Here is a 17,349-nt window from a genome sequence, read left to right as displayed (position 1 = left end):
AGGAGAATCCATATGCTGAAAATAAAAATGAATGTTCAAACGGCGTATCACGGGGACTTACTACGTGAAGGCAAGATATATGAAATTGACGAAACCACAGCCAAGCGTTGGATCGCCAGTAAAATAGCTACTCCAGCTAATGAATAACAAAAACAGCCAACCTTATTACAGGAAAGACTGTTTTAAAATACTTCTAAAAGCTGAAGGATAGCTGGTCCTAATAGAATGATAAATAATGTTGGAAAGATAAATAGAACTAGCGGAAACATCATCTTAATTGGCGCCTTCATTGCTGCTTCTTCTGCCCGTTGGCGCCTGCGTTCACGTATGTCCTCGGTTTGAACACGTAATACAGAAACCATTCCGATACCAAGCTTCTCAGCCTGTACAATGTTAAAAATTAAAGTCCTCATATCATCTGACAAAATCCTGTCATTCATTGCATTTAATGCTTCTTTCCTTGTTTTCCCTAAACGCATTTCTTCCAAAGTAACCTTGAATTCGTCAGCTAATACCCCTTTTTTCTTCGCGGCTACCTGACTGACTGCTGCGTCAAATCCCAGTCCAGCCTCCAAACTAATCGTTAGTAAATCCAGGACATCAGGCAGACTTTTTTCAGCCAACTTACTTCTTCGTTCAATTTTCGTCTTAAGATAATATTTCGGGAGAACAACAGCAACTGCTAACCCCATAATCGCCAATAACAATAAAAGTGGAACAGACACACTTAATAACAAGCCATAACCTAGACCAACAACCGAAAATGAGACAATCAAAATTAGTTGCAGCATTTTAAACTCAACTGGACTTAACCCAAATGGCTGTCCCGCTTGCAATAGTTTCACTTCGATTTTAGAAGCTTCCTCTTGACCTAACTTATTACTGTATTTACGTTTGATCTTCTTCCAAACAGGATAAACGACACGTTCATAAAAAGAAGGTAATTCTTCTACAGCCGCGCTTTGGTCAGCCTCAGGTGTGTTGTTTGTAAAATAAGTTTGAATACGAGCTTGAACTCTTCCACTTCTTCCTGTGTAATATGCAACAATTCCATATGAAATTAAGCTTATACTAATAAAAAAGCTGACATAAACTGCTAGCATCATTACACCTCAATAGTTGTTATTTTACGAATTAGGAAAAAGCCAATGATTCCACCAATCAATGCTGCAACAAGCATTAATCGACCAATCGGATTCACAAATAGTGTTGTGATATACTCTGGATTCATTAGATAAATAATAAAACCAAGGACCACTGGTAATAAACTAATTACAATTCCAGATAGTCTTCCCTGCGCTGTCAATGTTTTTATCTGATTTTCAATCTTTGTTCTTTCACGGGTAGTCTCAACAATTTTGTCCAGCAAATAGGCTAAATTTCCACCTACTTGCCGCTGTATTAAGATAGCATCAACAAGCAATCTAAGATCATCACTTGGCATTCTTTTTTGCCATTCTAATAGAGCATCTTCCATACTTGTACCATATTGCATTGATTTGATAATGTGTTCCACTTCTTCTTTGATTGGTGAATAGGATTCCTGGGAAACCATTTGCAGTGATTGCACGAAACTGAAACCTGCCCGCAATGATCCAATTATCGATGTAATCATCCCAGGTAAACCCTCGTTAAAAGCTTTAATTCGCTTTCTTTGTTTCCCTTTCAGCCAAATTTCAGGAACAAAATACCCAAAAACAAGTCCGACAATCGCCAATAGAATGCTGCCGTTCAATTGAAGAATACCACCTAAAATTATCGCTAGCAGCCAGCGAAACGCGACAAACTCCTCCGGCTTTATTGGAAGTCCAGCTACACTAATCCTATCTTCTAAAGTATTACGCTTCTTGCTCGGTTTTTTCCTTCGAATCAATAGCATTTTGAGTCGCTGATTTGCGTTTTTAAGAAGCTCCGAAATGGATAGCGAATTTTGTACCACAGCTTCATCTTCTTTTTTTGATCCGCGCAGATTACTGAACGCTAAAAGAAAAAGAAAAACCGTTATAAATACTGAAATTATTAAAAGTGCTTCCATTTATATCACTCCATTTTTTCCGAGAAGATAGATGGCGGAAGCGTAATTCCCTGATACTCCATCTGTTCATAGAATTTCGGACGTATTCCAGTAGGTACAAGCTTACCTAAAATTTTCCCATCATCATCAACACCAAACTGTCTGAACGTAAAAATATCCTGTAGTACAATGATGTCACCTTCAAGGCCTTGTACTTCCGTTATATTTGTAATTCGCCGGGTACCATCTTTTAAACGGGATTGCTGGATAATAACATCAAGCGCACCAGCTATTTGTTCACGTATAGCTTTAATTGGGAGATCCATACCAGCCATTAGGACCATTGTTTCCAGACGTGACACCATATCCCTTGGACTATTCGAGTGTCCAGTTGCCAACGAACCATCATGGCCGGTATTCATTGCCTGAAGCATATCTAAAGCCTCACCACTTCGAACCTCACCAATAACGATTCGATCCGGCCGCATCCGTAGTGAATTTCGAACGAGGTCACGGATTGAAATAGCACCCTTTCCTTCGATGTTCGGTGGACGAGTTTCAAGCGAGACGACGTGATCCTGCCCAAGTTGCAGTTCCGCAGCATCCTCAATCGTTACAATCCGATCCGTGTTTGAAATAAAAGATGATAATACATTCAACGTTGTTGTTTTCCCGGAACCTGTTCCACCACTTACAAAAATATTTAATTTGGAGGCAACGCATGCTTGCACAAATTCAGCCATTTCCTGACTAAGTGTTCCAAATCGTATAAGATCGTGAATGGTAAACGGATCTTTAGAAAACTTACGAATTGTGATTGTCGGTCCGCCAAGTGCAAGCGGCGGGATGATCGCATTCACACGTGACCCATCTTTAAGTCGGGCATCAACCATTGGACTGCTTTCATCAATTCGACGGCCAAGTGGAGCAACAATCTTCTCTAAAACTGCCGACACATGGTCATTGTCACGGAAGGTGATATCTGTAAGCTCTAAACGTCCGTTTCGCTCTGCATATACTTGATTAGGTCCATTAACCATTACCTCCGTAACGCTCTCATCATTCAATAAGGGAGTGATTGGACCATATCCAGTAAGGTCATTCTCTATTTCTTCCTTCAAATTTTTCCTATCGTCAGCACGTCGAAGCTTATAATCATTTTCATTTATAATTTCAGATATAATTGTATCAAGATCAGACACAATTTCGTTCACATCTTCGTCTTTTCGTTCGCGAATAATGTACTTAAAGACAAGACTTTTTACTTCACGATATTCTTGAGACACTGCAGTTTTTTTGGTTTGTTTAGGCTTAGGGGAAGGATCGATAACGTTAAGATCACTTGGTTGTTCCTGGTGTCCTTGTTCTATATTCGTTTTTATTTTACTATCCTCATTTATTGGTTCCGTAGCATTCGTTTTGGTTTCACTTTTTGATTGTAGCTTTTCTAACAGACTCATTCGGTCTTCCCTCGCAATCGTTTACTTTTTTTGATGCGGAAAAGTCCGCGAAATGGCAGTTTTTTAGAAGCACTGCGCTCAACTGCAAACAGTTTTTTAGCCAGACGTTCTATCCCTTTCGAAAACTCAAGCTTTGGTTGACTTTGAACAATTGGAACACCTATATCCAAAGAATGTGAAACATGTTTACTATCATAGGGTAAATAGAATACTTCCGATATTTTCACAAGCTCAGGAATGTCACTTTTTTTAACGACTGACGAAGCGGTTGATTGATTGATAACTAACCTGACTTTATCTTTTAGGCCTAGTGTCTCAAAGGTTTCTATCATTAACCGGGCATTTTTTAAGGAAGCCATTCCTGGAGTTGCCGTTACCAGTATTTGATCTGCCTTTTCAATAACTTGTAAGGCGTGGTCCGTCAGCCCTGCCTGTGTTTCGACAAATAAAATTTCTGACGTACCATGTATTGCGTCAATAACTGCTGAAATCTGTTTACTGTCGATCATGTCTGCATGCTCTGGGCGTTTTGGGGCGGCTAATAAATCAATACCAGTTGAATGGGTGGAATAGTAATTAACACTATTCTCGCTATCATCTCGTTCTGCGACTTCCTTTATCGTTAAAATAGGATCAAGATCAAGCGCCATCGCGAGGTCCCCAAACTGAAGGTCACCATCTATAATACTCACATTTGAGCCTCTTGCAGCCAGGAATGCTGCCAGGTTGACGGTTACTGTTGTGCGCCCTTGTCCTCCAGTGGCACTGCAGACGGCGACTATCTGTCTCTTTTTTGTAGTATCAATTGCCACTGACTATCCCCCCTTTATTCATCCTCATGCTTTACGATACGGCTGCTCACCCAGCCATCTTTCTTTTTGTTTGTTTTCACTTTAAACCATACTCGTTCATCATCATCTGTTTCCTGATCATTCAAAAAAAGTAAAGCAGTCCCTTGATCAACAACCGTTAGAACGGGCGCCGTTAATTGGGGTGCTTTACGGATAATCGATCGTTCGGGGGTAGTAACAAAACGGGTATCTTTCTCATCACCGATTTTCGCTTCACTTTCCTCGTTATCCTTTTCCTTTTCATCTGGTTCTTGTTTTTCTCCTGATTCCTTTTCTGGATCTTTTTCTTCAACTGAATCAACTTTACTGTACAAAGCAAGATGAATACTTCCTAGTTCACTAGCATGTACTAGTTCTACTGAATCTTCTTTTGAAAGCTCAAGTGTCACTGTCATGTATGTTTTCTCTACATCGCCATCTTTCTTTTCAACCATTCGTTCACCAACAGCCAGCACGCGTACTTTCTCCAAAATTAAATCCGTTTCGATGAGAGGAATAGACTTATCCAAAACAACGTTGGACATCACATCCACGTAATCTCCTGGTGCTGTCAGATTAGAGACCGATTCGTCAAATTCTACTTTAACCGAGACCCCCCGTTTATTCTCAGTGATTTTCCTGGAAACAACATCAGTTACTTCCTCTTTTGTTCGGATTCGGTGATTCATTATTACTTCTCCGGCTTTAATATCAGCTGAGGCAAATTTCCCAATCACCTCTTCTTTTTCTTTCACAGATTCTGTATGTACTTGGTCTTTTGGTACTTCTTTCGTATTCAAGTTTTCGTCTGTTATCTTTTGATCGATTGCTATATCGGTATTCGCAGCTACAACCTCCACCACCTCTGTTTGTTCAGTCGGATTAGAACTTGATGGTGCAGCTTGGTTCATAACGATATAAAAAATACCTGTTGTAATAATACCTGAAATAAGTGCAAGTAGTACTATTCGTCTAGCTTTCATGTGTGTGTTCACCTACTCTATCAATTTGACTGCGTATGCCCCACGATCCAATGGTCCATTTTCACCGGTAAACCCTGTGCCAGTTCGTTTTATAAAAATACCATCAATTGAGTCGTCTGTTGAATCCATTGGCTCTGTAATATAAAAATAAGCAAAACCGGTAATTTCAATACTCTTCATTTGATTTGAATCAACTTCATGTGGCGCATATACAATAACCAGCATTACCCTAGGACAATCTCTGTGCTCATATTCACCATTTGGATATGGACAATTATCAATCCTGTAATTGATAGCATCACGAGTTTTGCCAGCAATATTACCTGTTTGTGTATTGATAATATCGCCAATTTCTAAGTTCTCATCGAAGCCAGTCGTTAAACTTTCGCTATATAATTTTGCACCAGGACCGTCCAATGCAAGCACACCAAAGTTTCCTGCCTCGGAATCACCTGAGTCCACTTTCAATGAATAAGTGTCTCCATAAACCAGTTCAACTGATTCATCAATTCCAAGTGGTACTGCACCTTTGGCTTTTGCCATCGGGTTAAGTGCTGCTTTAGCATTGACATGAATTGGTACTTTTTCGACTCCAAAGAGTTTCGAGAAGAAAAGGGGCACATCTTTGGTTAATTCGATTTCCAGCTGGTGTTCAACATCAAGGTTAACTTGATTTTGAGTGCTGGTTTCTCCGTGTTCTTCTATTATTCTATCGACAACATTATTTACATCTGCATCTGAATTAGGAAGTTCCTGGGCACCTGACAATGCCGCTGCATTAGCAGTCTTCTGCAAATGACTTTTTGTCATAAATAAGTGTCCACCATCAATGACTAAACCCACTATTAAAAGCAAACCGCCCAGTGCTAAGGCAACTAAGACAATCGCATTACCTTGTTCATTCTTTTTTAACTTTTTCAGCACGCTCCCTCACCTCTCATCACTCAACCCGTATAGTGGAACTGGTCTCGACTGTATAGGGAATAGCGGCATCCCCAAGCACATTGAGAAATTCCTCTGGATATGTCAATGTCACCGTTACATATTCACCGGATGAACGATTAGGTTCTTCAGGTGAGATGTCGATACCCAAATCAGTTAATTCACCAATATCAAAATTATTCTGTGCATACGTACGAACAGCCTCATCACCCTGTCCTAACCCGGCTATTCGGACAGACTCCTGAGTAATTAATTCCAATTGCAAATGAGTATACAAAACTCTTCCAAAGTCAAAAATACCTACCACTAGCATAAGCAGTATAGGTAAGATTAGCGCAAACTCCACTAATGATTGACCATCTTCATTTTTGATCATAGAAAACGCCATCCTTGCATCACCATGCAGAGAACCGCCCCGCCTGCAATTGCCACACCATAGGGATATGTTGCCGTTAAGGAGCCTCTTGATACGCCACCACGAAGAACGACGCCGCTTTTTAGACTAGTCACATAATAGACGATTGATTTAAATACACCACTACGGAATATGATAATTCCTACCGCTAGCAATGCCCCTAGTAAGGCAATATAAAGAAATGATTGAAAGACAAAAGCCCCGCCTTTCATTGCACCGATCAATGCGAGCAGCTTGACATCTCCAGCTCCCATTCCACCCATAAGGTATGGAATAAGCAGCAAACCAAGTCCAATCAAAAAACCAATGAAAGAATGGGATAGCCCTTCTAAACCACCAGCAATCAGGTGGTAAATAAAGGTAGCCAACAAAGCTGGATAAATAACTTTATTATAGATTTTTCTGCTTTTGATATCTGTAATTACACAAATTAATAGAATTAGTAGTAGAAAAATATCTAGCATCGTGACCATCCCTTCATTCGTAGTTTGATAGTTTTTAGTTTAAAAAGGACCCAAGGGGAGGGTCCTTTATTTTTTATGTTGCAGTACTACCTGATAAACTGTCTAATAAACTTTGAAATAATGTTTGAATCTCTGTTCCCAAAGTAGTCAGTGCCACAATTACTACGACCGCAATCAACCCTAAAATCAACCCATACTCAACCATACCTTGTCCTTCTTCTTCAATAAACAATCCTTTTAACTTATCTAACATGTAAACCTCTCCTTTTATATAAAATATATTAATTCCTGTCTAAGTGACTTCCTCATGTTCTCTTTTAACAAAATCGACAGCTTGTCCAACATTTACAGCAGAAGTTTTGATCTTACCAGATGGAAGCTCAACCACTGAATGTACATTTGAAAATCGTTTACCAATTTTACCTGGTGCAAAATCTTCCTCCATTCCAACAATTTCGTTCTTTTGACTAAGATATAATATATCAATGCGGCATTTCATAAAGAACGTATGAATCGATGAACATGGTGCGATATGCATTGCAAAATTATTTGGTAAACTTTTTGCAAACATTAACCCCTTAAGCCTTTTCCAGAATGAATAGGCTGTCTGTACATCACTAGCGATTAGCTGGCCAGTATCTCTCTTGACCAATTTGATCCTTAGCACCTCCGCATCTGTACTTTTTCTGTTGCACAGCTGCTTTTGCAATTCTATATGTCCTATTATGCCGAAAATTGTATAAATAAGGCATCCCTCAGCGTTCCCGTTATTCTAAATTCCAGATATTGAGAATGCCTTCCTATAAATTAGGGAAGAAAGCCAATTATCAATACTTATGACCCAGGAAACCCGTGCTGAAAGGTACAAAAAATATGTAAATTAACCTGCAAAATTCGACATTTAACACACGATAAGTCTAAATACCCAACGCAAAAAGACCCCCTAAAAGGGAGGTCTAATTAGAATGTGATTGTTCATACCTTAATTGGTATACCTTTGATATGGCATGAGCACGATCCGATACATCAAGTTTTTGGAAAATCCTTGTAACATGGTTTTTTACGGTATGACCGCTAATATATAACTTCTCTCCGATTTCCCGGTTATTCAAACCTTGTATAACAAGGTCGAGCACTTCTTGTTCTCTAGGGGAAATCTTCAATTCCTTAATGGTCTGTTCAATGGATTCAATATTTCCTTTACTCTGGAACGCTTCAGTTGAGACTTCTTCTTCAATTAGTTGCCCATCATGAATAAATGCTATAAATTTAGATATGATTTCACTTGGCTTAGATGTAAAGGACTTAATTATTTCCAGATTATTATATTTCACATAAGTTAAAATAATTGCTAAAGATTGACTTTCTAAGCTTACTTCATCCCACTGAACTGTTGATTTTTCACCTATCAGATCTTTGGCATCCTCCACGATGCTTGCAACTCTGCTATCAGGGATCATTTCTCTAATAAAAGCTGGATTATAATTAAAAAGGAGGCAACTGTTGATTAAGTCCTGAACATTCCACGATGACAGCCCCAGTTTTCCGGTGAATTCACCTGCCATTTGTGACGCTTTTTTAGCATTGACGAATGCTGCAGGATCAAACTGGCCAGTTGCTTTGTATAAGGAGTACACTTGCTTATCATCCTTACCACCGTCCTGGTTTTGTGCTAATTGTAACGTGGTGCCACCAATAATCGATAGAGTCTGTAAAAACTTCATGTCCTCATTTAATCGGGATTGGGCCATTGAATTAGTACCGACACATAACACGCCAAGTAGCTCATCCTTATAAAATAATGGACACTCAATTACTGGATGTTCCCATCTCGTTTCGTCTGAACTATTTTTTAACACAACATCTGTACTGATCCTCTGTGAATGGTTATAATACCGGTTTATGACATCCTGTGCGTATACACCCATGTTTTCATTATGATCGCCACGAGAGACTAGTTTCATTTTACCACTTGTTGAATCTTTTAGGACCATGCATGAGAAGGGGCCTTCCACCAAGCTAAGACTAATGTCTACTAATATATAAATAATTCGTTTGTATTCAGGTCTAGTGACCATCATTTTACATACCTCAACAAGCGATGATAAACGTTGGTGCTGCTGGGTATTCTCATTAGTCAAAGCACCAGTTAAAAGGCTGTTTTCCAGAATGATAGCTAACGTTTTGGCATATTCAAGTTCTTTAGAAAATGTATTACGTGTAATATGACCGCCAAAAAACAATGCTAATGACCCGTCATGTTTTGTAAATGGAAAACAATACAAGGCTGCAGGATGAAATTGAAATTTATTAAAAAAATACGATCTTGGATCATTCTTAATATTTTCCCAGTACTCATTGTCACCGGTTATAAGGACCCGGCCTAAAAACCCTTCCCCTACTGAGAATTCCGCATTTAATAATCCTTGTGCAGCTTCCCCTGAAACACTTGTAATGGAGTAGGTTTCCTCTTCCCGCTTTTCAGCTAGTCCCATAAAATCAAAATCGTTCCGTTTGCCAAAAATTTTTCCCATTAATGCATTAAGTTCTAAATCACTGTTTTGGAAGGCATCCATGAGCAAGTCGTTATATAATTGGTAGGATACATATTCGCTTCTCTCGTCAGAATATGCTGAAGAGAGTTTGATCAATTTATTAATCCAACTAATCCATTCACGCTTTTTCTCTATAGTAAGTATCGGTGTTTCATCAAGAACACGTTCCCATCCATTAACATCAGGATAGTTATTTTCCAATTGTTTCTTAACTAAATGTTTTGTTTCTTCCTCAATCATTAAGCCCGCCCATAAAAAGTATGTAGTTCCTCCTGATGTTACAGGGGCTATAATTGTATGAATACCAGGCCATATTTCGTAGACCAATGGATTCTTTATATTTTTCGCTTCTTTTAATGTCTTTTTCATAACAGCCAATAAACTGTCATGTTGCTGGTGAAGCAATGTTGTACAAAGCCTATTATCCCCTTTTATCGGCAGTACAGGTTCCCCATATACATCTGTCGTTATAACGGAAAGCATGAAACGTTCACTGGATATATCAAGAATTTCTTTCAATACTTCGATATTTTGGTTCATGTACCCTCAGGTGTACTTTTACTTTCAAGCTCCGTTATGATAAAAGGTTCTTTATACCGGTATAATGGTATGGATTCATCTCCCAATAGCTGTAATATTCCTTGCTTCACCAATAGTTCCAAGACTGGAACAAGATTCTCCTTTTCTCTTCCAAGCCGCAGTTCCAAGCCATCAATCGATTCAACCATATAAGGATTCGATTGGAATAGCATAGTACACTCCGCCCTCAATGGCAATAGATTATCCTTTACCATGGGATTTCCTCCTCTAAATTTCCAATTACTCCATAAAAACATTTACTATGTAAGCCTATATTGTTTGCACTTATTTACCCTGCTTTGTTAACTATTAAACTAACGATTGCATAAATCGGGAAAGCAGGCTCCTTTTCTGTACATATAGTCCATTGTCTAAAATACGATAAGGGTGTTCTCCATCAGCGACCCTTGTACCGCGCATTTTTAATACCTCGATCGTTCTTTTACGTAAAGTATAGAATCGTACCTTTATTGCTAACCGTATATAGCCATCAAATACAAAATGCTCAACTGAAGCAGTTTCTGATTTTAAAGCAGATTGTTCCTGAAGTAGGATTGAAGTCAGTCCATGCTTACGTAATACATTTCGAAATGTGTAAAGCATTTTCCGTTCATTACCGTTTAAGTATTTTATAAGACTTATACTATCAATTACAATCCGCTTACAATCAATTTCCTTAATCATTTCCTCGAACAATCCACCGGGGTTAACTATTTGGTCCATAAGAATTTCTGGCGATAGACCAACAACACGCAGTTTATTTTCCTGTTCGAGCTTACGTAAATCCCAATTAAATAATCTCATATCTTCATAAATTTGTTCAGGGAATTCTTCAAATGTTATAAAAATTCCAGGTTCATTATGCTTTCTAATACCTTCAAGTAAAAACTGGATACCAAACGTTGTCTTTCCTGTTCCCGGTCCGCCTTCTACAATAGTTGTACTTCCTTGAGGTAGACCTCCAAATAAAACGTTATCTAATCCAGGTATTCCTGAAACAGTTTTCTGTCGCATTATCTCACCTATCCTTTTCAGTCAGGGGCATTCATCCATAACAGCATAAAGTTATAGGAAAGATACATCCTATCTTATACTAGCAATCTTTCGATATGTATCCCCTACTGTTCTCATTTTAACTTATACGCTGCTCCTATTAATATCGACTACTAGTATCAGGTGATAAATAATAATAAAGACTCAAAACTTTCGGCAAAATAAGGTGTTTAGCAGGAATTTTTCCTATATTTAGCATAAAATAAGGACTAATGATTCAGAAGCCGAATTTCTAGAAACCATTCCTGGAAAATAAAAACCCCCAAACTATGTTAATGCTGCTGAACAAAGTTTAGGGGTTTTTCTAATTCTATATAGATTGCTATTTCGCAAAGAACTCTTCTGCCTGTTCCAAGTAGGTTTCCTGATCAGGTGTCAAATCATATTCTTCCACAATCGCATCAACTGGGCATACCGATTTGCATGCAGCACAATCAATACAAACGTCTGGATCTATGTAGTATTGCTCCGGTCCTTTTTCAATGCAATCAACCGGGCAAACAGTCAAACATTCTGCTGATTGTTCTTGACGGCATGGGTCCAATATTACAAAAGCCATCTATCGCACCCTCCTCTACATTCATGCTACAGTTAATAATACACGATACAAGCCTTTCAAGTAAACTATTCAATTCACAATTTGTCAAAATACAAGTGATAATGCAAAGAACAGCCAGGGTTAAATGCCACATGACAAGACGGACAGCTGTATCCACTATCAAGATATTCATTTATCGTAAGTTCCGTTTTACACGTACCACATAAAATAGCCTTTTCATTAAAGTCCTCTCGGGGCCACACTCTTGAGGCTCCACACCCATATTGTTGATGACAATGGTAGCATGAATAATATTCGTTGCAACAATAAAACTTAATTGCTATCCTATCATTTTCACTATGATAGTGGTTACAACGTGTTTCAGCATCAATTGCTCCGTTTACTTTCATAAGAATACCTCCAAATTACCTCTGAAAGTAGTATATCATATTAGTTTTATACAATAATATCCTGGGTATCGGTAGGTATAACCAATTATAAAGGAGTGCTTAAACGATGAAGAATTATAGCGTAGCACCAAATCAGGATGCATCAGCATGGATAGTAAAACTGGAAGACATAGCACCAGCCGACGAATTTGAAGCAAAAGATGATGCCATCGCAAAAGCAGAGGAAATGGCAAAAGAAAATAGTCCAAGTAAACTTTCCATTTTGGATAAGGAACATAATGTTATCCGAGAAGAAAGGTTCTAGAAAGCTTGGCTTATTGGTAAGGGGCTTTTCCCCTCATACTTTGGGTGCAGCCTTTACTAGTTAACTGTCTAGAGAAAAATACTAAGACATAATTAAAACTTTCAAATTTAACATGAATAATAACAGGATAGGTTTTTAACACGTTTAATTTCAATGGTTGGATTTAATAGGTAGTTGATATAAACTGCGACACAGTGAAAATTTTCTTTTGCACCACTCCGGTACCAATGCAACATCTGCTCAAGCTAACACTTTCGCAGTCTTACTAGCCATGGGCTCACTCATCAGGGTTATGAGAACGCGAACGCTGTTCAAATAGCGTGAAACGTGTCTTCATCAGGGTTATGAGAACCCGAAATCTGTTTAAATAGTGAGAAACGGTCACTCATATCGAAGTTATGAGCCCCGGTTGAGTATTTTTCCATGTTACTTCGCAGTTTATATCTAATAAGCAACATTAGAAAACTAGACATTCTCAAAGCCTTTTGGTGAATGCCTAGTTGCACTTATGCATTAAGAAAGTAGTTATACTATCTTAACTGCAAAATAAATTCGAACTAATTCCAATTCTATTTCAAGAATTTGAATCATAGTTCGGATTTTACTTTGACTAAAACACTTTTGCCCCAACCTCTTTCTAGTTTTATTGTTTTATTATACATAGTTATATATTACTAATCTTAAGTTGACATAAAGCATAATTCTATATATATTTATAATAGTTACACAATTCAATTAAATTTTGGAAAACTTGGCTTTTGCAAGCCTTAGTTGCAATTATGCAGTAAGAAAGGATTTATACTTGCTTATCTGTTAAATTAAGGGGGTGTTTCCTGGTTTGGAGGTAAATGATAATATCATAAGCAACAAAAGCGTGGATAGTTTCATTCAATCGATTGAACGGGATTTTTTTATAGGGAGGACAGAGGAACTTGAATTCTTTTACAACCACCTTAATTTTACTAATAATGATATAAAAGTCCTGTATATCCATGGAACTGGCGGAGTTGGCAAAACATACTTATTAAATGAATACAATCGGATTTCCAATGAAGAAGGCTTGCTATTCTTAAAAATGGACAGCAGAGACTTCCCTCAGACTCCTGAAGGATTTGCGGATCATATACTCACCTTAATTGAAACACATACCCACACACAGCTATTTTCCGAAAACTACTCATTACGAAAATTCCTTCACACCTTATCAGAATTAGCATCAGATCGACGTATAATAATAGCAATAGATTCATATGAACATATGGATGCCCTTGATCGGTGGTTCCGGCAAGTATTTATACAAAACTTGCCCTCCACCATACTCGTTATTATGGCTGGTCGCCATCCCCTGTCAGGTGAATGGGTCGAATCACCTGCCTGGCGCAGTCTAACGAAAGAAATCGAACTGAAAGATTTTAGTTTGGCACAAACACGGGCATTTCTTGATTACTATGGTATCGATAACAGCCACATGATTAAGGCGATGTGGAAGTTCACTGATGGGCATCCATTAACACTCACACTAGCAGCACTAACAGACAAAGAATTTTCAATTGGCACATTACATGAACAATCATCACATATCCTGATGGAACTTACTCAACGTTGGTTACTTGAAGTAAAGGACGAATCACTACATCGTCTAATTGAAGTCGCCGCCTTGTTTTTTAACTTTGACCAATCAAGTCTGTCAGCTGTCCTCAAGGAAGAAATTGATATAAAAACATTTAATGCACTTACATCTTTATCATTCGTTAAACCTGTTAAAAATGGCTGGGCTATGCATGATTTAGTAAGAGATGCTATTAAGATGAATTTGAAACTGCGTCATCCTGAACGTTTTGAAAAATACAGCCAACGCAGTGCATCTTTTTTTTATAAAAGAACAATCACAAATCGCTCACCTGCAGATGCGGCGTCCTTTTTCTACCATTTAGGTGATGAGTTTATCCGAAGTGTTTTTTTTCAAGAAAAAATTGATGATTCGATGTATCTAGAGCCGATTGCCGATTATAATTTCCATGAAGTATCTCGATTCTTTGAAAACCGTAAAAATGATTTTTCAGAAAGCGAAGCACAATTTTACAATAGGGAAACAAATGAATCGTATCATTTTCATGCTTCATTCGAACATAACCGCAAAGAAATGGAACTTATTGATGACACATATGTCAAAAAAATTAACTATAAGGATGCTCATTTATTAAAAAATAAGGATAATAAAACATTAGGGCTATCTATCATCGTACCGATCAATGTAAGCACGCTAAAAGTACTTGCCAAAGAACCTGTATCCCGTGCGTATTTCAGCAGATTAAATGATCAGGATACAAAGGAATACAGCGTCCCTGAAAATGAAAATGCGGGGTGGTTTATCCGGTTCCTTGATTACACGGATTCAACTGATACCGCTGCACGATCATTTATGCTATATAACTTATTCCCGCTATTGTTAACTAGCGGAAGAATAATTGTATCAACACCCTTACCATTTTTTCAGGATTTACTGGAGAATTTTGGGTTCCAGAAGATCCCAGAAGCAACGCATTATGACTATGGAGAAAACTACCCGTCCACCACTTATATTTTGGATGTGCGCGGTCCAAGGTTAGCCAATTATTTAAAACAGCTGACAAACGGTAATTCTGTTCAAAATGAGATGGAAGTTATTGCAACGACATTTTCATTAACAGAACGAGAAGTCGACATCGTTACGCTAATACTGGAAGAGAAAGGAAATGCCGCCATTGCGAAAGAATTATATGTTGCGGAAATAACCGTTAAAAAGCATATCACACGGATTTTTAAGAAAATGGAAGTAAAAAACAGATCACAGTTGATAAAATGTGTTATGGAAATTATTTCATAAGTGGATTTGGTAGGCAGTTTAACTGCCTACCTTTTTTCAACTACTTCAGCAGGCTTATTTTGCCGATTAATGGTAATTGTTTTTGTTTACCATTAGCAGCATTGATAATACCTAATATTACAAATATAAACCAGCATAGTGTGCCTAAAGGTAAAATCAGTAACCACCCTATAAGTGGGACTATAGTGCCAATTACACTCACACTAACTCCAAAGAGAAATAATACCAGACCCTGATTTGCATGATACATTGCAAATTTCGAATCCTTTGAGGTAATAAGTGGAATGAAAAAGATAATGTACGCTAAAATTGCCATCCCTTTATTTTCTTTAACATCCGCTGACTCTTCCTCAACTGTTTCATTAACATTTTCCGATTTGACTTCTTCAGTCATAATAAACACCTCCTTATAAATACTATTCAGATCATGAAATATTTATATTACTTTATGCCCAAAAATTATTCTGGTGCGATATTGTGGTTGTAACAAAACAAATTTTCAGGGTCATAAACCCGCTTTATCTTTGCAAGTTTAAAATAATTATCTCCATACGTATTTCGTGTAATTTCCTCACCAAGTTTTACACCGTTTAAATAAGACGTTTTTTGATAGGAATAAGGTAATAATTGATTATAGACAGAATCCATCCATTCTTGACTTCCAACAGGGTCCCCACTTACTATTTCACCATCGAAAAGAACTAGGAAGCGTGCATCCCTGACAGCGAATGCGGTTTCGTCTGCTGAAACACGGTTCATTCGTCCATTAAGCATCCAAATTTGTGCCATTGCCATAGGAAGCGGTGAATTTTCTATGCTTTCAAAAATGATGTTAAGCATTGCTTCATCCAATTCTTTAAAAAACAGTGATGTTCCAACAATTTCAGCACCTTGAGGAACCATTTGATCAAGCTTTTTCTGCAGGTCGGTATATGCTGTTTTTCCTGTATTATCCATTAAAGGAATTGCCAGTTCCTGTAACGGTTCTATAAATGCCTCTTCAGTTTCATGAGTCAACTCACCAGTGTACATTCCCGATACTGCTATCACACGTTTTCCATGCATACTCTCAGGCAAAAATGGTGCTGGAGGCAACTGCATAATTATCGAATTCACTGATATCTCATCCGGCGCATTATTCATATAGTCATCCAACTTCTGAAATATTTCTTTGGCATCCTTGTAATCATACATTATATCAATTGCCATAACATTAGGACCTACAGGGTAAAGCTGTAATTCAAATGATGTCACAACACCAAAATTCCCACCCCCACCACGAATAGCCCAAAACAGATCAGTATGCTCATCATTACTAACCTTAATTAATTTCCCATCAGCAGTAACCATTTTCGCTGACAAAATATTATCGCACGTTAATCCATATTTCCCTCTCAAATAGCCAAATCCACCACCTAGCGCTAATCCGCCAATACCTGTCTCTGAAACAGTTCCCGTTGGTGTAGCCAATCCTAATTTCTGTGTTTCAGAGTCAATATCACCCAGCATGGCACCCGCCTCTACGGTAGCAACTTGACGTTCCTTATCAACAGTTACGGAGTTCATTTTTGATAGATCCAACATAACACCCTCTTCACAAACAGCAGTTCCAGCCAGGTGATGTCCCCCACTACGAACAGAAATGTCCATCTTCTCCTTCTTTGCAAAGGAAACAGCTGATATTACATCTGCTTCTGACAAGCACTCAAATATAGCAGCGGGATATCTGTCAATCAGATTATTCCACACCTTTCTTTTTTCATCATAGCGTTCATGATTAGGTAAAATAATAAAGCCGCTTTTATCCGTTTGTGCCTCTTCTTTCATTCACCATTACCTCCATGATTAAAGATTAGGAACTTTCATTTGATTAAAGAAAGCTTACCATAGGATTGGTATGGTGTAATGTATACTCAGGTATACTTTTTTAAACAAT

The 17,349-nt window shown here is 38.0% G+C and carries 20 protein-coding genes; 3 read left to right on the top strand and 17 right to left on the bottom strand.

What is annotated here, in order from left to right:
• Positions 1-12: 12 nt before the first annotated feature.
• The gene (locus tag BMY13_RS19890; RefSeq protein WP_281243650.1) at positions 13-147 is read left to right on the top strand and encodes a hypothetical protein; all 135 of its coding nucleotides are present in this window, start codon (positions 13-15) and stop codon (positions 145-147) included.
• Between the two features lie 35 nt (positions 148-182).
• On the opposite strand, the gene BMY13_RS04850 is transcribed toward BMY13_RS19890, so the two are convergent.
• The 15 genes from BMY13_RS04850 to BMY13_RS04780 form a co-directional block, all read right to left on the bottom strand.
• Positions 183-1,103 carry a type II secretion system F family protein gene (locus tag BMY13_RS04850; RefSeq protein WP_092491886.1) on the bottom strand — a complete coding sequence of 307 codons (921 nt, stop codon included), beginning with the start codon at positions 1,101-1,103 and terminating at the stop codon, positions 183-185.
• 2 nt (positions 1,104-1,105) lie between these two features.
• Positions 1,106-2,035 (bottom strand): type II secretion system F family protein, encoded by a 930-nt coding sequence (locus BMY13_RS04845; protein ID WP_175476710.1) that lies wholly within the window; start codon positions 2,033-2,035, stop codon positions 1,106-1,108.
• A gap of 5 nt (positions 2,036-2,040) precedes the next feature.
• Positions 2,041-3,474, bottom strand: coding sequence for a TadA family conjugal transfer-associated ATPase (locus tag BMY13_RS04840; protein ID WP_092502944.1), 1,434 nt, complete (start codon positions 3,472-3,474; stop codon positions 2,041-2,043).
• The gene (locus BMY13_RS04835; RefSeq protein ID WP_092502942.1) at positions 3,471-4,286 is read right to left on the bottom strand and encodes a CpaE/TadZ family protein; all 816 of its coding nucleotides are present in this window, start codon (positions 4,284-4,286) and stop codon (positions 3,471-3,473) included. Before BMY13_RS04835 ends, BMY13_RS04840 begins: the two co-directional genes overlap by 4 nt.
• A gap of 14 nt (positions 4,287-4,300) precedes the next feature.
• On the bottom strand, positions 4,301-5,287 hold the full coding sequence (cpaB, locus tag BMY13_RS04830; RefSeq protein WP_092502940.1) for a Flp pilus assembly protein CpaB: 987 nt from the start codon (positions 5,285-5,287) through the stop codon (positions 4,301-4,303).
• A gap of 12 nt (positions 5,288-5,299) precedes the next feature.
• On the bottom strand, positions 5,300-6,211 hold the full coding sequence (locus BMY13_RS04825) for a pilus assembly protein TadG-related protein (RefSeq protein ID WP_092502938.1): 912 nt from the start codon (positions 6,209-6,211) through the stop codon (positions 5,300-5,302).
• A 16-nt stretch (positions 6,212-6,227) separates the two neighbouring features.
• Positions 6,228-6,605: a TadE/TadG family type IV pilus assembly protein gene (locus tag BMY13_RS04820; RefSeq protein WP_092502936.1), complete on the bottom strand. Its 378-nt coding sequence runs from the start codon at positions 6,603-6,605 to the stop codon at positions 6,228-6,230.
• Positions 6,602-7,108 carry an A24 family peptidase gene (locus BMY13_RS04815; protein ID WP_092502934.1) on the bottom strand — a complete coding sequence of 169 codons (507 nt, stop codon included), beginning with the start codon at positions 7,106-7,108 and terminating at the stop codon, positions 6,602-6,604. Before BMY13_RS04815 ends, BMY13_RS04820 begins: the two co-directional genes overlap by 4 nt.
• 73 nt (positions 7,109-7,181) lie before the next feature.
• Entirely contained in the window at positions 7,182-7,361 is a 180-nt protein-coding gene (locus tag BMY13_RS04810; RefSeq protein ID WP_092491879.1) for a Flp family type IVb pilin, read from the bottom strand.
• A 39-nt stretch (positions 7,362-7,400) separates the two neighbouring features.
• The gene (locus tag BMY13_RS04805) at positions 7,401-7,760 is read right to left on the bottom strand and encodes a DUF192 domain-containing protein (RefSeq protein WP_245736017.1); all 360 of its coding nucleotides are present in this window, start codon (positions 7,758-7,760) and stop codon (positions 7,401-7,403) included.
• Positions 7,761-8,064: 304 nt separating this feature from the next.
• Positions 8,065-10,203: a LuxR C-terminal-related transcriptional regulator gene (locus tag BMY13_RS19630; RefSeq protein WP_217649050.1), complete on the bottom strand. Its 2,139-nt coding sequence runs from the start codon at positions 10,201-10,203 to the stop codon at positions 8,065-8,067.
• A complete protein-coding gene (locus BMY13_RS04795) occupies positions 10,200-10,457 on the bottom strand; it encodes a hypothetical protein (protein WP_092491878.1) in 258 nt (85 codons plus the stop codon). The genes BMY13_RS19630 and BMY13_RS04795 overlap by 4 nt, the downstream gene beginning before the upstream one ends.
• Positions 10,458-10,551: 94 nt before the next feature.
• Positions 10,552-11,256, bottom strand: coding sequence for an ATPase domain-containing protein (locus BMY13_RS04790; RefSeq protein WP_092491877.1), 705 nt, complete (start codon positions 11,254-11,256; stop codon positions 10,552-10,554).
• Positions 11,257-11,617: 361 nt separating this feature from the next.
• Positions 11,618-11,854 (bottom strand): ferredoxin family protein, encoded by a 237-nt coding sequence (locus tag BMY13_RS04785; RefSeq protein ID WP_092491876.1) that lies wholly within the window; start codon positions 11,852-11,854, stop codon positions 11,618-11,620.
• Positions 11,855-11,928: 74 nt separating this feature from the next.
• The gene (locus BMY13_RS04780) at positions 11,929-12,243 is read right to left on the bottom strand and encodes a CHY zinc finger protein (protein ID WP_092491875.1); all 315 of its coding nucleotides are present in this window, start codon (positions 12,241-12,243) and stop codon (positions 11,929-11,931) included.
• A gap of 106 nt (positions 12,244-12,349) precedes the next feature.
• Here BMY13_RS04780 and BMY13_RS04775 point away from each other — a divergent pair, with 106 nt between their 5' ends.
• Both BMY13_RS04775 and BMY13_RS04770 read left to right on the top strand, forming a co-directional pair.
• The gene (locus BMY13_RS04775; RefSeq protein ID WP_092502932.1) at positions 12,350-12,547 is read left to right on the top strand and encodes a DUF2188 domain-containing protein; all 198 of its coding nucleotides are present in this window, start codon (positions 12,350-12,352) and stop codon (positions 12,545-12,547) included.
• A gap of 838 nt (positions 12,548-13,385) precedes the next feature.
• Positions 13,386-15,413, top strand: a complete 2,028-nt coding sequence (locus BMY13_RS04770) for a LuxR family transcriptional regulator (protein WP_092502930.1) — start codon at positions 13,386-13,388, stop codon at positions 15,411-15,413.
• A 40-nt stretch (positions 15,414-15,453) separates the two neighbouring features.
• On the opposite strand, the gene BMY13_RS04765 is transcribed toward BMY13_RS04770, so the two are convergent.
• Together BMY13_RS04765 and BMY13_RS04760 are read right to left on the bottom strand one after the other, a co-directional pair.
• A complete protein-coding gene (locus BMY13_RS04765; protein ID WP_092491872.1) occupies positions 15,454-15,807 on the bottom strand; it encodes a DUF4870 domain-containing protein in 354 nt (117 codons plus the stop codon).
• 65 nt (positions 15,808-15,872) lie between these two features.
• Positions 15,873-17,240: an FAD-binding oxidoreductase gene (locus BMY13_RS04760; RefSeq protein ID WP_092502928.1), complete on the bottom strand. Its 1,368-nt coding sequence runs from the start codon at positions 17,238-17,240 to the stop codon at positions 15,873-15,875.
• Positions 17,241-17,349 lie beyond the last annotated feature (109 nt).

The sequence above is a fragment of the Virgibacillus subterraneus genome (assembly GCF_900110695.1).
GTDB classification, from domain to species: Bacteria; Bacillota; Bacilli; order Bacillales; family Amphibacillaceae; genus Lentibacillus; species Lentibacillus subterraneus.
Note: the sequence above shows the minus strand (reverse complement) of the source record. Positions and strands in the feature narration are given on the sequence as shown.

Bases quoted from the DNA above. Each gene is read 5' to 3' on its own strand.
- BMY13_RS19890 (WP_281243650.1), top strand. From the start codon at position 13: ATGCTGAAAATAAAAATGAATGTTCAAACGGCGTATCACGGGGACTTA.
- BMY13_RS04850 (WP_092491886.1), bottom strand. From the start codon at position 1,103: ATGCTAGCAGTTTATGTCAGCTTTTTTATTAGTATAAGCTTAATTTCA.
- BMY13_RS04845 (WP_175476710.1), bottom strand. From the start codon at position 2,035: ATGGAAGCACTTTTAATAATTTCAGTATTTATAACGGTTTTTCTTTTT.
- BMY13_RS04840 (WP_092502944.1), bottom strand. From the start codon at position 3,474: ATGAGTCTGTTAGAAAAGCTACAATCAAAAAGTGAAACCAAAACGAAT.
- cpaB (WP_092502940.1), bottom strand. From the start codon at position 5,287: ATGAAAGCTAGACGAATAGTACTACTTGCACTTATTTCAGGTATTATT.
- BMY13_RS04820 (WP_092502936.1), bottom strand. From the start codon at position 6,605: ATGATCAAAAATGAAGATGGTCAATCATTAGTGGAGTTTGCGCTAATC.
- BMY13_RS04815 (WP_092502934.1), bottom strand. From the start codon at position 7,108: ATGCTAGATATTTTTCTACTACTAATTCTATTAATTTGTGTAATTACA.
- BMY13_RS04810 (WP_092491879.1), bottom strand. From the start codon at position 7,361: ATGTTAGATAAGTTAAAAGGATTGTTTATTGAAGAAGAAGGACAAGGT.
- BMY13_RS19630 (WP_217649050.1), bottom strand. From the start codon at position 10,203: ATGAACCAAAATATCGAAGTATTGAAAGAAATTCTTGATATATCCAGT.
- BMY13_RS04795 (WP_092491878.1), bottom strand. From the start codon at position 10,457: ATGGTAAAGGATAATCTATTGCCATTGAGGGCGGAGTGTACTATGCTA.
- BMY13_RS04790 (WP_092491877.1), bottom strand. From the start codon at position 11,256: ATGCGACAGAAAACTGTTTCAGGAATACCTGGATTAGATAACGTTTTA.
- BMY13_RS04785 (WP_092491876.1), bottom strand. From the start codon at position 11,854: ATGGCTTTTGTAATATTGGACCCATGCCGTCAAGAACAATCAGCAGAA.
- BMY13_RS04780 (WP_092491875.1), bottom strand. From the start codon at position 12,243: ATGAAAGTAAACGGAGCAATTGATGCTGAAACACGTTGTAACCACTAT.
- BMY13_RS04775 (WP_092502932.1), top strand. From the start codon at position 12,350: ATGAAGAATTATAGCGTAGCACCAAATCAGGATGCATCAGCATGGATA.
- BMY13_RS04765 (WP_092491872.1), bottom strand. From the start codon at position 15,807: ATGACTGAAGAAGTCAAATCGGAAAATGTTAATGAAACAGTTGAGGAA.
- BMY13_RS04760 (WP_092502928.1), bottom strand. From the start codon at position 17,240: ATGAAAGAAGAGGCACAAACGGATAAAAGCGGCTTTATTATTTTACCT.